This window comes from Pararhizobium arenae (assembly GCF_001931685.1).
GTDB classification, from domain to species: Bacteria; Pseudomonadota; Alphaproteobacteria; order Rhizobiales; family Rhizobiaceae; genus Pararhizobium; species Pararhizobium arenae.
Map to the genome: position 1 here is coordinate 202,196 of NZ_MOOY01000002.1, position 14,756 is coordinate 216,951.

Annotated in this window: 11 protein-coding genes; 5 read left to right on the forward strand and 6 right to left on the reverse strand. The window is 62.3% G+C overall.

What is annotated here, in order from left to right:
• Positions 1-50: 50 nt before the first annotated feature.
• The 4 genes from BLX89_RS04400 to BLX89_RS04415 are packed head-to-tail and all read right to left on the reverse strand — an operon-like array spanning position 51 to position 5,088.
• Complete coding sequence (locus BLX89_RS04400) at positions 51-569, reverse strand: sarcosine oxidase subunit gamma family protein (RefSeq protein ID WP_075289441.1); 519 nt, start codon at positions 567-569, stop codon at positions 51-53.
• 16 nt (positions 570-585) lie between these two features.
• Positions 586-3,552, reverse strand: a complete 2,967-nt coding sequence (locus tag BLX89_RS04405) for a sarcosine oxidase subunit alpha family protein (RefSeq protein WP_075289442.1) — start codon at positions 3,550-3,552, stop codon at positions 586-588.
• A complete protein-coding gene (locus BLX89_RS04410) occupies positions 3,549-3,815 on the reverse strand; it encodes a sarcosine oxidase subunit delta (RefSeq protein ID WP_075289443.1) in 267 nt (88 codons plus the stop codon). The genes BLX89_RS04405 and BLX89_RS04410 overlap by 4 nt, the downstream gene beginning before the upstream one ends.
• Before the next feature lie 22 nt (positions 3,816-3,837).
• A complete protein-coding gene (locus tag BLX89_RS04415) occupies positions 3,838-5,088 on the reverse strand; it encodes a sarcosine oxidase subunit beta family protein (RefSeq protein WP_075289444.1) in 1,251 nt (416 codons plus the stop codon).
• Positions 5,089-5,178: 90 nt separating this feature from the next.
• On the opposite strand from BLX89_RS04415, the gene BLX89_RS04420 reads away from it, so the two are divergent.
• Positions 5,179-6,156, forward strand: a complete 978-nt coding sequence (locus tag BLX89_RS04420) for a GlxA family transcriptional regulator (protein WP_075289445.1) — start codon at positions 5,179-5,181, stop codon at positions 6,154-6,156.
• Here BLX89_RS04420 and BLX89_RS04425 read toward each other — a convergent pair whose 3' ends face one another.
• Both BLX89_RS04425 and BLX89_RS04430 read right to left on the reverse strand, forming a co-directional pair.
• Entirely contained in the window at positions 6,157-7,776 is a 1,620-nt protein-coding gene (locus BLX89_RS04425) for an L-lactate permease (RefSeq protein ID WP_075289446.1), read from the reverse strand.
• Positions 7,777-7,824: 48 nt separating this feature from the next.
• The gene (locus BLX89_RS04430; protein ID WP_075289447.1) at positions 7,825-8,823 is read right to left on the reverse strand and encodes a 2-hydroxyacid dehydrogenase; all 999 of its coding nucleotides are present in this window, start codon (positions 8,821-8,823) and stop codon (positions 7,825-7,827) included.
• Between the two features lie 397 nt (positions 8,824-9,220).
• On the opposite strand from BLX89_RS04430, the gene BLX89_RS04435 reads away from it, so the two are divergent.
• The 4 genes from BLX89_RS04435 to BLX89_RS04450 all read left to right on the forward strand — a co-directional run bounded on the left by BLX89_RS04435 (position 9,221) and on the right by BLX89_RS04450 (position 14,693).
• A complete protein-coding gene (locus tag BLX89_RS04435; protein ID WP_075289448.1) occupies positions 9,221-10,645 on the forward strand; it encodes a DUF3300 domain-containing protein in 1,425 nt (474 codons plus the stop codon).
• Positions 10,646-10,671: 26 nt separating this feature from the next.
• Positions 10,672-11,634 carry a DUF2950 family protein gene (locus BLX89_RS04440; protein ID WP_075289449.1) on the forward strand — a complete coding sequence of 321 codons (963 nt, stop codon included), beginning with the start codon at positions 10,672-10,674 and terminating at the stop codon, positions 11,632-11,634.
• A 124-nt stretch (positions 11,635-11,758) separates the two neighbouring features.
• A complete protein-coding gene (locus BLX89_RS04445) occupies positions 11,759-13,570 on the forward strand; it encodes a hypothetical protein (protein WP_075289450.1) in 1,812 nt (603 codons plus the stop codon).
• 148 nt (positions 13,571-13,718) lie between these two features.
• Positions 13,719-14,693, forward strand: a complete 975-nt coding sequence (locus tag BLX89_RS04450) for a threonine ammonia-lyase (RefSeq protein ID WP_075289451.1) — start codon at positions 13,719-13,721, stop codon at positions 14,691-14,693.
• Positions 14,694-14,756: the final 63 nt, after the last annotated feature.

A 14,756-nucleotide genomic window follows, 5' to 3' on the forward strand; every position in this document is an offset into this window, starting at 1 on the left:
TTCGCTCGGCACTTCTCCCATCGGGGAGGAGAGGGAGCAAGCCGCTTGCCTCAGCTGAATTCCAGACTCATTTGCACCAGCTCATCCCACAGGCTTTCGGCAAAGCCGCGCAGCACGATGAGTTCGAATGCATCCTCATCGATCCGCGTCACATGGGCAGTGATATGCCCGATCAGCGTTGTCGCCGAATGGCCGACGGGGAAGATAGCGAGATCGACAGCCGTGCCCTTGGCGAGCACCCGCATCGCCATCGGTCCGCGCACAAGAATGCGAATGCGCCCGTGGCTCTGATCGACGATATCGGCCTCCGATTTTAGCGAGGACGCAAGCGCTTGAAGATCGGCATGCGGCAGGGCGGTATCGCCAACGGCAAACCATTGGCCCGGCGATACTGGACGCAGCGACAGATTGGCAGCGTACTCGGAAAAGCACGGCAGTTCGTTTGTGCTCGGCGGGGCCAGCAGATGCAGAAGCGTGCCTTCCGGCCGGGCTTCAAGGCTGACGCCGTTGCGCTGGATCGGCTGCTTGCCGTCAAGAGCGGGGCGAAGGGTGACGCGGTATTTCGACATCGTAGAGTTCCCTTGATCAGACATGCAGCTTTTCATTGGCAGGATCGAAGAAGACGGGATCGCAGAGGCGCCCTGGTGTGAATTCGTCACGCAGCCCGTTCCAGATCATCACCTCTTCGCCATGGCGGCTTGAACCGCGACGCACGAGCGCGAGGCCGATGGTCGAGTGGATATGTGGCGAGTAGCAGCTTGACGTGACATAGCCCTGATCGTTCTCAAGCGTCGCGGCCGCGTCCTTCGCCAGAATATGCGAGCCGGTCTTGAAACTCTTCGCCGGATCGAGCGGCACGACGCCAACCAGTTGCGGCCGCTCCGGCGCGTTCAGGCCTTCGCGGGCCAGCATATGCTTGCCGATGAAATCCGGCTTTGCGCTCGAAACCATGCGGCCGAAGCCGAGATCGCCCGGGACCACCGTGCCGTTGATTTCATTGTGGGTGACATGGCCCTTCTCGATGCGCAGGACCGCGAGTGCCTCGACGCCGTAAGGCTGGATGCCGTCTTCGCGGCCGGCTTCCATGATCGCATCGGCCACCGACTCACCATAGCCGGCCGGAACCGCAAGCTCATAGGCAAGCTCGCCCGAAAACGAAATGCGGAACAGGCGGCCGTGAACCGCACCGTCGAACAGCGAAATCTCTGCCGCGCCAAGGAACGGGAAGGCTTCGTTCGACAGATCGGCATCGACGATGCGCTCGAGGATGGCGCGCGCTTTCGGGCCGACGATCGCCATCTGCGCCCACTGGTCAGTGACCGAGGCGAGGCGGACATCGAGGTCCGGCCAAAGCGCCTGGGCGCAAAATTCCAAATGGTTCATGACGCCGGCCGCATAGGCCGTGGTCGTCGTCATGAAGTAGCGATCTTCCGCGAGACGGCTGGTGGTGCCGTCGTCATAGATATGGCCGTCTTCGCGCAGCATCAGGCCGTAGCGCGCCTTGCCGACCGGCAGTTTCAGGAAAGCGTTGGAATAGACGCGGTTCAGAAACTCGGCGGCATCGGCGCCGGTGATCTCGATCTTGCCGAGCATGGAGACGTCGCAAAGCCCGGCATTCTTGCGGGCATTTTTGACTTCGCGATCGACGCTTTCACGCCAGCCGGTTTCGCCGGCGCGCGGAAACCACGAGGAGCGATACCAGAGGCCTGTTTCGACAAAGACCGCGCCGTTCTTCTTCGCCCAGTTGTGCAGCGGCGATTTGCGCACCGGCTGGAAATGATGGCCATGGGAGGTGCCCGTCAGCGCACCGAAGGAAACGGGTGTGTAGAACGGCCGGAAGGTGGTGGTGCCGACCTCGGCCGGCGAGACGCCGCGTGCTTCGGCGAGAAGCGCAATGGCGTTGACATTGGAAAGCTTGCCCTGATCGGTTGCCATGCCGTTGGTGGTGTAGCGCTTGGCAAGCTCCACATGGCCATAGCCTTCCTGTACGGCGAGGCCCAGATCCTTGCGGTGCACGTCGTTCTGGTAATCGATAAAGGCTTTTCCGCGCACGCCCTTGATCGTCCAGAGCGGTTTTGCCGGGGCAGGGGCGATTTCACCCGTTACAGCGCCAAAAGACGGCTGCGTGCTGCCATAGCCAAGGCTTTCGGCGAGAGCCGTGCCCTTTGCCGCGCCATCTTCCAGGCAAGCAGCGAGCCCGTCGATACCGGCGGCTGCACCGGCAAGCGAGAGCCCCTTCAGGCCTGACGGTGCAAGAAACGTCGCCTTCTCATCCGACCATTGCGGCTTGCCGCCGCGATGGCAGGCGAGATTGATCACCGGGTTGAAGCCGCCCGACATGGCAAGTGCATCGACCTTGATCGTCTCGCTGCCGTTTCTCGTGCGGACGGTGATGCCGGAAAGCGCCTTGCCGCCGCTGGCGTCGCTGACAACGGCGTCGGAGATGATCCGGGTTCTGCCGTTATAGCCGCTCGGTGCCGGCCTCGACCGGCTGTCGATGATCACCGCCGCCGGAATGCCGGCTGCCTCCAGATCGGCGGCCAGCGCGTAGCCGGTGTCATTGGTGGTGAAGATCGCGACCTGCCGGCCCGGCGCCACGCCGTAGCGGTTGAGATAGGTGCGCATCGCACCCGCCATCATCACGCCGGGGACGTCATTGCCGCCGAAAACCAGCGGACGCTCCTCGGCGCCGGTGGCCAGCAGCGCTTCCTTGGCGACGATGCGCCAGAGGCGTTCGACGGGGAGATGAGCTGCAGGGATGCCGACATGTTTCTGCACGCGCTCGACAGCGCCGAAAACATTGCCGTCATACCAGCCGAAGACGGTGGTGCGCGGCAGCAGCGTGACATTCGGCAGGGCGGCGAGTTCGGCCAGCGTTTCGGCCGCGAAGGCGTGTGCGGCTTTTCCGTCAATCGTTGCGGTCTCGGACAGAAGACCGCCGCCGGCCTGCGACTGTTCATCGGCGACAATGACCCGCGCGCCGGCGCGGCCGGCGGCAAGAGCTGCTGCAAGGCCGGTAGCGCCTGCGCCAACCACAAGCAGGTCGCAATGCGCCCAGCTCTTTTCATAGCCATCCGGATCGGCTTCGTAGGTCGCGCGGCCGAGGCCCGCGGCGCGGCGGATGAAGGGCTCGTAGAGCTTTTCCCAGAGCGCTGCTGGCCACATGAAGGTCTTGTAGTAGAACCCGGCCCCGAGGAAGGGGGAAAGAAGGCTGTTGAGCGCGCCGACATCAACATCGAGCGAGGGCCAGCGGTTCTGGCTTTGCGCTGTCAGACCCTGATAGAGTTCCTGCACTGTGGCGCGGGTGTTCGGCTCCGTGCGGCCGCCTTCACCGATGGTCATCAGGGCGTTGGGTTCGGCCGCCCCCGCTGTCAGGATGCCACGCCGCCGGTGATACTTGAAGCTGCGGCCGACGAGCAGCCGGCCGTTTGCCAGAAGCGCCGAAGCGAGACTGTCGCCCTCAAAACCCTGCATCTCCTTGCCATCGAAGGAGAAGGAGAGGGGCTTGCTGCGGTCGACAAGGCCGCCGGACGAAAGGCGATAGGGGGTCATGCGGTCACCTTGCGCGCTGCGTCTCTGGTCTCGAAAATCTCGTGCGTGGCGGTATCGCGGTTCACCACCAGCCAGCGCCGGCAGCCGGAGGTGTGATGCCAGTATTCCTGATAGGCGCCGCGCGGGTTGTCGCGCAGGTAAACGTAGTCGAACCATGTTTCCTGCGACGCATCCGGCGCCGGGCGGGTGAGGGCTGCACCCTTGACGGTGAATTCTTCCTTGGGGCGTGCGCCGCAATGCGGGCAGGTGACGAGGCTTGCCATGTCGTGTTCCTTGGTCCGGCAATCAGTGTAGGTTTGGTTGGGCGCCCTGGCCCTTTTCGTCGATCAGGTAGCCGCGCTCGAACCGGTCGAGCCGCATCTGCCGCGTGGTGGCGTGCGGCATGTCCCGAGCGATCAGGTGGGCGAAGCAGAAGCCCGAGGCAGGCGTCGCCTTGAAGCCGCCGTAGCACCAGCCGGCATTGAGATAGAGATTGTCGAAGGACGTCTTGTCGATGATCGGCGAGCCGTCCATCGACATATCCATGATGCCGCCCCAGGAGCGCAGCACCCGGATGCGCGACAGGGCCGGGATCATCGCCTTGCCGGCTTCCGCGACATGCTCGACTGTCGCGAGATTGCCGCGCTGGGCATAGGAATTGTAGCCGTCTATATCGCCGCCGAAAACGAGGCCGCCCTTGTCGGACTGGGACACATAGAAATGCCCGGCGCCAAAGGTGACGACGCAATCGATGAAGGGCTTCAGGCCTTCCGAGACAAAGGCCTGCAGCACATGGCTTTCGATCGGCAGCTTCATGCCGGCCATTTCCGCAACGCGGGAAGAATTGCCGGCGGCAGCGAGCCCGATCTTGCCGCAGCCGATGAAGCCTCTGGACGTCTCGACCCCAACGACGCGGCCATTCTCCCGGCGAATGCCGGTCACTCCGCAGTTCTGGATGATATCGACGCCACGGTTGTCGGCACCGCGCGCGTAACCCCAGGCCACGCCGTCATGGCGCACGGTGCCGCCGCGCTGCTGCAGAAGCCCGCCCTGGATCGGGAAACGGGCGTTGTCGAAATCGAGGAAGGGCAGCTTCGCCTTCACCGCCGCGCGATCCAGCAGTTCGGCATCGACGCCGTGCAGCCGCATGGCATTGCCGCGCCGCGTATAGGCGTCGCGCTGGGCGTCGGAATGATAGAGATTGAGCACGCCGCGCTGGGAAACCATGGCGTTGAAGTTGAAGTCCTGCTCCAGCCCTTCCCAAAGCTTCATCGAAAGCTCGTAGAACGGGTTGTTGCCTTCGAGCAGATAGTTGGAGCGAATGATCGTGGTGTTGCGGCCGACATTGCCGGAGCCGATGTAGCCCTTCTCCAGCACCGCGACATTGGTGATGCCGAATTCCTTGGCGAGATAATAGGCCGTTGCCAGCCCGTGTCCGCCACCACCCACGATGATCACGTCATAGTGCTGCTTCGGCTGCGGATCGCGCCAGGCGGGCGCCCAGCTCTTGTTGCCTTTCAGGCCGTTCAGGAAGATCGAAAAAGCGGAATAGCGCATCGCGGGGCCTCGAACATATCTGGCGAGAAACTAGCGTGTTTGGGGGAGATTGCGTTGCATGAAGGGGACGTTTCCATATAAAAAAAGGACATGATATCTTTCGATTCAAAAAGCACTCAGAAGATCGGTTTCCTGCTCGCGCCGAATTTTGCGCTGATGTCCTACGCTTCGGCCGTGGAGCCTCTTCGGGCAGCCAATCTCCTGGCGGGTGTCGATCTCTACGACATCGTTCCGCTGTCGGGCGGTGGCGAGCCGGTAGAGAGTTCTTCTGGCTTGGTGGTGGGGTGCGGGCCGTTGGAAACGGTGGGCGCCAGCTGCCACACGATCTTCGTTTGCGCCGGCGGTGATCCCAAGGACTGGGCGGCGATGAACGAGTTGCACGGCACATTGCGGCGGCTTGCGCGGCAAGGGGTGCGAATTGGCGGCATATCGAGCGGCGCCTACGTTCTCGCCGCTGCGGGACTGCTCGGAACCAGCGATTTCACCATTCACTGGGAACATGCGACGGTATTGAAAGAAGCATTCCCGCATCTGACACCACGTCAGGCGAGGTATGTGATCGATGGCGATCGGGTGACCTGCGCCGGTGGCGTCGCGCCGCTCGACCTTATGCATGCGATGATATCGGATCGCATGGGATCGCATTTCGCCCGTCGGGTCAGCGACTGGTACCTGCATACGGCCGTGGCCGAGCCCGGTGCCCCGCAGCGCGGCTCCGCCGCCGAGCGTTTTGGGACGCATCATCCGGCGCTGCTGACCGTTCTTGAAAAGATGGAGGCGACGATCGAGCAACCGGTCAATCGGGCGGCGATGGCGAAGCTCGCTGGTATCAGCAGTCGTCATCTCGACCGGCTGTTCAACGAACATCTCATGAGCGGTTTTCTGGAAACCTATCGCAGGATCCGCCTTGATCATGCCCGACGGCTTCTGGAGCAAAGCCCGCTCTCGATTGCCGAGATCGCCTATGCGACAGGCTTTTCCAGCGCCGGTCATTTTTCCAGGGCGTTTCGCGCCCTGACGGGAAAATCACCGGGCGGCTTTCGCGCCGATGCTCTGCACGATCGATAGTCATACCGCAAACGACAGCAGGAACGTCCACAGGCAGACGTAGAGGAGGAGCGCAAAGCTGTAGAGCAGGGTCGTGCGCATGATATCGGCTTCGCGCCCGACCTGACCGACCGCCGCCGCCGCGATGGCAATAGACTGGGGCGAGATGAGCTTCGCCATCACGCCGCCGCTCGTGTTGGCCGCGACCAGCAGCGCCTGGCTGGTTCCGATCTGGGATGCGGTGACCGATTGCAGATGGGCAAACAGCGTGTTGCTGTTGACCACAGAACCGGTGATGAACACGCCGAACCAGCCGATCACGGGCGCAATCAGCGGGAAGACCCCGCCCGTCTGGGCGAGCCCCAGCCCGATGCTGGAGGAGGCGCCGGAGAAATTGGCGATATAGGCGACGGCCATGATCAGCGAAATCATCGCAAGCGGGCTCCAGAGATCGCGTATCACCGCCTTGAGCTGGGCATAGGCTATTGACGGAGAAAGCCGAGACGAGAGCAACGTGGTCAGCACAACGGAAATCAGGATGGCTGTTCCCGACGCGCTTATGAGGGCGACATTCCACACGGCGGGAAGCGCACGTGCGGCCGCGGCGATCGGCGGCATTTCCTCCACTTGAAGATGGAGGAACGGGATTTCCAGTTTCAGCACCGTTGCGGCAAGCGGGCCATCGGCAGCAAACAGGGCTTTGAACTGCGGCAGGCTCCAAAGAAGGATGAAGGCCGTCAGGATGTAGAACGGCGACCAGGCCTTGATCACCTCCGTCAGCGACCAGCGCTGGGCCGAGATCGGCGGCGCTCCCTCCTCCCGGTAAATCCGGCCCGGCTGCCAGAACTGCATGAACAGGGCCAGCGTTCCCATGGAGCCAAGCGGCGCGATGATATCCGTCAGCTCCGGCCCGATGAAATAGAGGGTGAGCGTCTGCAGGCCGCTGAACAGGAAGCCGATCAAGAGCAGCACGGGCCAGGTTTCGCGGACCCCGCGCAGGCCGTCGAGAACGAGGATGAGCAACAGCGGCACGAACAGCGTCGAAAGCTGGACGATCGCAATCATCATCATGGACATATCCCGCAGATCGACGCCGCCCTGTTGCGCCCCTACCAGAACCGGGATGCCGATTGCCCCATAGGCGCCGCTTGCGGCATTTGCCAAGAGGCTGAGCATCGCCGCCTTGATCGGCTTGAAGCCCAGTTCCACGAGGAGCGCCGCGCAGATGGCAATGGGCACGCCAAACCCGGCAGCACCTTCCAGAAAGGCCCCGAAGCAGAAAGCGATCAGGATGACCTGGATGCGCTGATCATCGGAAATCGTGGCGATGCTGGCGCGAATGACGTCGAACTTGCCGCTCTTGACTGCAAGCCGGTAAAGCCAGACCGCCATGAGCACGATGTAGCCGATCGGCCAAAGGCCGCCCAGAATGCCAAAGACGGCGGCTCCGATGATCTTCTCCAGCGGCATGTGAAAGACGACGAAGGATGCGACGATCGACAGCGCGAGCGTGAGGATGGCCGCCGTCAACCCCTTGAGTTTCAGCAGCGTCAGGGCGGCGAGGAAGAACAGGATCGGCAGGGCGGACACCAGCGCGGAAAGATAGAGATTTCCCAAAGGATCGTATGTCTGCTGCCACATCTGCTTTTCCTGGCTGGTCCGGTTTCAGGTCTTATGTCGATAGGGGGCTTACGCTTTCAGGACAGCATTCGCGCAGGGCGTTCCATTCGCCATGCAATTCAGGTTGTCGAAGGTGACGGCGGCGATTTCGCGCAGGGCCTCGATGGTGAAGAAGCCCTGATGACCCGTGACGAGCACGTTGGGAAACGTCATCAGCCGCTGGAAGATGTCGTCGTCAATGATGTCGGACGAGCGGTCATGGAAAAACAGCGTGCTTTCCTGCTCGTACACATCGATGCCGAGGGCGCCGAGCCGACGGGACTTCAGGGCGGAGATAACCGCGCGGGTATCGATGAGCGCCCCGCGCGACGTGTTGATCAGCATGGCGCCGGGTTTCATCCGGGCAAGCCTCTCATCATCGATCATGTGCCGGTTGGATTCGAACAGCGGGCAGTGCAGCGTGACGATATCGGAGCGGGCCAGGAGTTGATCGAGATCGACGATCTCGCCCAGGGCAGAGAACTCCGGGGACGGGGCAGGGTCGAACCCGAGGACGTGGCAGCCGAAGCCCTTCATGATCCTTGCGACGGCAAGGCCGATCTTGCCGGTTCCGACGATCCCGACCGTCTTTCCGTGAAGTGTCATGCCCAAAAGGCCGCCAAGCATGAAGTTTCCTTCTCGCACGCGGTTATAGGCGCGGTGCGTGTGCCGGTTCAGCGTCATGATCAGCGCGATGGTGTGTTCCGCAACCGCCTCCGGAGCATAGGCCGGCACGCGGGCAACGAGTATTCCCAGTTTGCGCGCCGCCTCGATATCGACGTTGTTGAACCCTGCGCAGCGCAGAAACACACCTTTTACGCCAAGGCCGTTCAAGGCTTCGAGAACGGCTGCGTTGACCACGTCGTTGACGAAAACGCAGATCGCGTCGCACCCCTGCGCGAAGGCGACGGTCTGCAGGGAAAGGCTGGCCTGCTGGTAGACCAGTTCAAAGGGGGTCGACTGACGCCCGTTCGCCTCGTCCAGAAACTTCCTGTCGTAGGAGTGGGCGCTGAACACCGCAATTTTCATGAAAATCCCATCCTGAAGCTCGGGCGTGCATCCTTCCGCCCGCCGGAAGCGCCATCGACTCTCTTGACCCATGGGAACGGTATCACGGGGTTTACGACAAGGCGTGTAGTATCACGTAGGCTCTGTCGGGATGGATGCGGTCGGGCCTGTGCCTATCCGCCGGAGGAGATGCTTCTCGCCTTGGCGCCCCTGAAATCCTCAGGGGTCTTCCACCCGAAGTTACACGTATCTACTGGCAGAATACTACCTTCCGTCCGGATTGGGGCGCAGTGTTCGGCTGGGAGCGACCCGTCCGGATGCGTGCGTCCATGTTTTGCGATCCGCGGATTTCGGATAGCGGTCTTCCGCTTCAGGAGAGGCGCCGTGTGTGGCGCCGCCCAGCGTGAGGGTTTCTGTGATGCGACTGCACGGCCTTTCCAAACGCAATTTTTCGCTGTTTCTGGCATTCGGACTTGGTCTTGCGGTGATAACGGCCGCTCCGGCCGGAGCCCAGCAACAGACGGCTGCAGCTGCGCCCGCAAGCGGGCAAGAGCAGGAAACTCCGCCTTTGCTGACGGAAGACGAACTGGAAGTTCTGGTCGCCCGCATCGCACTCTATCCGGACGAACTGGTTGCGCTGGTATCGTCTGCCTCCCTCTATCCGCTGCAGGTCATCGAGGCGCAGCGCTTCCTGGAACAGAAAACGAAGGACAAGGCTGCGCTGCCCAAGGACAGCTGGGACGACAGCATCATCTCGCTTCTGAACTATCCCGAGATCGTCAAGATGATGAGCGACGACCTGGACTGGACACAAGCGCTCGGCAGTGCTCTCAGCTATCAGCAGCGGGATGTGCTGATCGCCATCCAGACCCTGCGCGACAAAGCTGTTGCCAACAACGTCATCAAGACGGACGAGAAGGTCAAGGTTGAGACCCAGGGTGAAAACATCGTCATCCAGGCGGCTGACCCGGAAAAGATTTACGTGCCGAAATACGAGCCCGAAATGCTCTACGAGCCGGGTTACGTGCAGGCGCCGATCACCTATTACGAAGAGCCGTATCCCAGCTATTATTATCCCTCGGCTCCCTATTTCGCGGCGGCGATCACCGGTGCCGCCATCTGGGCCGCTGTGGTGGATTGGGACGATTGGGGTGTCTGGGGCGGTCGCTGGAACGGCGGCGATGTCGATATCGACTGTAACAAGTGCTTCAACGACATCGATATAGACCGCGACAAGTTCAAGATGGGCGATGTCGACTGGAAGAATATCGACCGCTCCAAGATCAAGTTCGACAAGAACCAGATCGCCAATATCGACAGGACGAAATTCAAGAACGACTTCAAGGCGAACCGCGACAACAACATCGCCGCCCGGGCAAAGGACGTGCGCCGCGCCGGCGGCGATCGGCCTGCCGGAAAGCCGAAGATCACGGTGGACGATGTGCGCAAGAGCAAGGTGGATGCCAACCGGGCCCGTTCAGAGCGCGATCGGGCGGCCAGCGCAAACCGTGGTGATCGGCAGAAAGCCGCGCCGGCAGCCTCGGCGCGGCGCGAGGGCGGAAAGGCGGCTGCCAACCGTCCGGCCGGAGGCAACAAGATCAGCAACAAGCCGAATGCCAACCGCAAGGTCACCAAGCCGAAGCCCGGAACGCAGATCAAGAAGAAGTCCGGAAACAAGTCGGCGATCGGCAATGTAAGCAACAAGCGGCAGACGCAGATATCGTCCAATCGCGGCCGTCAGTCGATGCACGGCGGCGGCCAACGCCGTCCGCAGTCCATGGGCAACCGGGGCGGTGGTGGACGTCAGGTTCACCGCGGCGGCGGTGGCGGACGTCGGCGGTAAGGGCGAGCGATCAGGAGGCGAAAACAATGACCATGGCGCGCAACAGACTGATGCTTTCGGCGCTCGCGGCGCTTTTGCTGAACGGTACGTTCCTGACGGGAATGGCCTTCGCCGCCGAAGACGATAACGATCCACCGCTTGAGGCGTATATTTCGCAGACTGCCCCGCCGGAGTTCGATACGCCCGAGCAGGCTGTCGAGGCTTTCAGGTCGACAGTCGAGGGTGGCGATTTCGACGCGCTGGCGGGCCTTCTCGGGCTGGATGCGGCCAAGGCCAAGGGCAGCGACGGCGCAACTGATACCTATGCCGACATCCAGGCCGGCGTGAAGGAAAAGCTGGTTCTTGAGGACCGCGAGGGCGACAAGATCCTGGAAATCGGAGACCAGCTCTGGCCGCTGCCATTTCCGCTTGTGAAGGCCGACAACGGCAAATGGTCTTTCGATACCTATGCGGGGCTTGAGGAGATTGCCGATCGTCGCGTGGGCGAAAACGAGATATCGACGATCGACACCATGCGCGCTTATGTCGAGGCGCAGGAGGATTACACCTCGCAAGACCATGACAACGACGGCGTGCTGGAATATGCGCAGAAGCTGATCAGCAGCGATGGCCAGCATGACGGGCTTTACTGGCCATCCGAACAGGGAGACGCCGATGAAAGCCCGGCCGGCTCCGGCCTCGTGGAGGGCGATGCCCTGGAGAAGGCGAAGGCAGGGCTCGGCTATAACGGTTATCGCTATCGTATCCTGACCGCGCAAGGCGAAAACGTGGCCGGTGGAAGGTATGACTACGTGATCAACGGCAACATGATCGCCGGCTTCGGGCTCGTCGCATGGCCGGTCAAATACGGCATCACCGGCGTCAAGACCTTTGTGATCAACAAGAGCGGTATTCTCTACGAAGCGAACTTGGGCGGCGAGACGTCCGCGCTCGCGGAAAAAATCCGGACATTCAATCCTGGCGACCGTTGGGACATCGTGAAGGAGTAGCCGCGACCACAATCGTGCAAGAAACTGTCGTTGATCTGCGCCCTTATGTTGCGTAGTGTATCTGCGCGTACCCAGACGTGCGGGGGCCGTTCTTCTGGGAGAGCGCCAGAGTGGGGGTAACAGAATGACATCTGCACGTCCCGATGAGATTTCTGCGGATGCCTATGCGCCGCCCACAGATCAGGAAATCCGCGAACAGCTAGCGAAAATCCGGTCGAGTCCTGCTTTCGATGCGCCCGAGCGGGCGCAGAGGTTTCTCGCCTACGTGATCGAGGAGACGCTGCAGTGCCGCGCCGACCGGATCAAGGCTTATTCCATCGCGATCGAGGTCTTTGGGCGTGACGCATCCTTCGATGCCCAGAACGATCCCGTGGTTCGCATCGAGGCGGGGCGGGTGCGTCGTGCGCTTGAGCATTATTATCTGCTTGCCGGGCAGAGGGACCCGATCCTCATCACGATCCCGAAAGGCGGCTACGTTCCGGCTTTCACCCGTTTCAACGAGCTCACGATCAGGACGGCGAGGGAGGCCACCGAGCCAGCGGTTGCGCTACCCAGGAGCCGTTCCCAGACAGTCTTGCTGGCGGGCGCCGCCCTTCTGGTCGTAGGGCTTGCATGTTGGGGCCTGGCCGATCGCTTCTCCTTGCAGAAACTTTCGGGAACGGGCCAAAGTGTCGCCGACAACACCGTGCCGGCCATGCCGAACGTGATGGTCGCCACCTTCGAGGATATTACGGGAACGCCGACATCCGCTCTCCTGACGCGGGGGCTCAACGATGAAGTCATCGGCCAGATGGCGCGCTTCAAGGAGATCAGGGTCGTCTCGGAAGACGCCGCGACGGCAAGCGGTGCGGCGTCTTCCGTGTCGGATCTCCCGTTCTATCGGCTGGAGGGGCGCATCCGGCTCGATAACGAACGGCTGCGGTTTTCGGCCCGGCTGGTCGATCGTGCCGATGGCGCGATCGTCTGGACAAAAACCTATGACGCGAAAATGAGCCAGCGTGCGCTCATGGACGTCGAAACCGAGATTTCCGGCGAGGTGGCGACCGCGCTGGCCCAGCCCTACGGCGTGATCTTTCAGGCCAATGCGTCGGAGGTACTCGACGCGCCTTCCCAAGACGCCGCGGCCTATGCCTGCGGATTGTCCTATTACGGTTATCGCGCCGACCTCAAGCGGCAGAGCCACGCCGCGGTCCAGACCTGCCTCAAGGAGGTTGTCTCCCGCTTCCCGAACCATGCGACCGGCTGGGCGCTGCTGTCGCTTACCTATCTCGACGAACTGCGGTTTCGATACCGCCTGAAACCCGAAGGCCCGCCGCCGCTGGACATGGCCGTGCAGGCGGCGCAGCGTGCGGTGGAGCTCGACCCCGGCAATGTGCGCGCGCTCCAGGCGGAAATGCTCAGCTATTTCTTCAAAGGCGACGTGCGAAATGCACTCGCCGTCGGCGAGCGGGCGTTCGCCCTCAATCCGAACGATACCGAATTCACGGGTGAATATGGCTTCCGCCTTGCCCTTTCCGGCGACTGGGCGCGCGGTTGCGGCCTGATTTCCCGGGCGGTCGATCGAAATCCCGGCCCGGTCGATTATTTCCGGGCGGCCATGGCCGTCTGCAACTACATGGATGGCGATTATGAAGAGGCCGAGCGCCTGGCCCGTGCGGTTGACCTGCAGGACAATCCGATCCACCACCTGATCCTGACGGCGATATACGGCCAGCGCGGAAAGCTTCTGGAGGCGCAGCTGGAGAGGAATTGGCTGGAGCTGAACGCCCCGGAATATGTCGCGGGCGCGCGCGATGAGGTGGCCCGGCGCATTCTGCGGACCGAGGATCAGGAGCATTTCATCGACGGCCTGCGGAAAGCCGGTATCGATGTTTCCGTGCAGCGCACCCTGCGATCCGAACAGCAGGAAACGCCGATTGCGCTATCGCGCGGATAACCGGATCGGCTACGGATTCATGCATATCGCAGGCCCATCACCTTTCCCGCATTGCCTCTTGGGTATGTCACGGTGACAATATCCTGCGTTCACATTCCCCGGTTTGCCCTCTAATCAGGGAGGATCATTCAGGTGGGAAGAGACGTACATGAGTTCGATCGAAATGATTGTCGCCGCGCGCGCCCGGCTACAGGGACGGGCACGGCGCACGCCTTTGCTGTCTTCGCCTTTCCTCGACGAGATCGCGGGCAGACGGGTGCTGGTCAAGGCGGAATGCCTCCAGCACACCGGGTCCTTCAAGTTTCGCGGCGGATGGTCGGCGGTGTCGGGCCTCGACCCGGAGATACGGGCGCGGGGCGTGATCGCGTTCTCCTCCGGCAATCATGCTCAGGGTGTCGCGCTGGCCGCCAAGCTGCACGGCGTTGACTCCGTGATCATCATGCCGTCGGATGCGCCGCGGCTGAAGATCGACAATACCAGGGCCGTTGGAGCGGAGGTCGTGCTCTATGACCGCAAAACGCAGGACCGGGATGCGATCGGCGCGGGTATCGCCGCAGAACGGGGCCTCACGCTGATACGGCCCTTCGACGAGCCTTTCGTGATTGCCGGTCAGGGCACCGTCGGTCTCGAACTGGCCGAGCAGGCGCAGGATGAGGGGGTGAACGCGGCGGATGTGCTGGTGCCCTGCGGCGGCGGCGGTCTGAGTTCGGGCATCGCGCTCGCGCTCGAGGCGGTTGCTCCCGGGTTTCGCGTGCGGACCTGCGAGCCTGAAGATTTCGACGACACTGCCCGCTCGCTGGCATCCGGCAAGGTCGAACGCAATGCGGCGCTGAGCGGCTCCATCTGCGATGCCATTGTCACCCCGGAGCCGGGAAAACTGACGTTGCCGATCTTGCAGCGTCTGGCCGGCGCCGGCATCGCCCTCTCCGAAGAACACGTTTTGCAGGCGATGGCGCTGGCGTTCAAAAGGCTGAAGCTCGTCATTGAGCCGGGCGGTGCCGTGGCGCTCGCGGCTGCCCTGTTCCATGGTCACGCTCTGGACGGCGATGCCGTGATCGCCGTCGCCTCGGGCGGCAATGTCGACACGCAGATGTTTGCCACTGCTCTGGCGCGTTTCGGATAACGCCTCGTTCGCGCAGTCGGAGGATGTGACATCCCGCTACTGAGCAGTGTCGGCGCCGCGCGC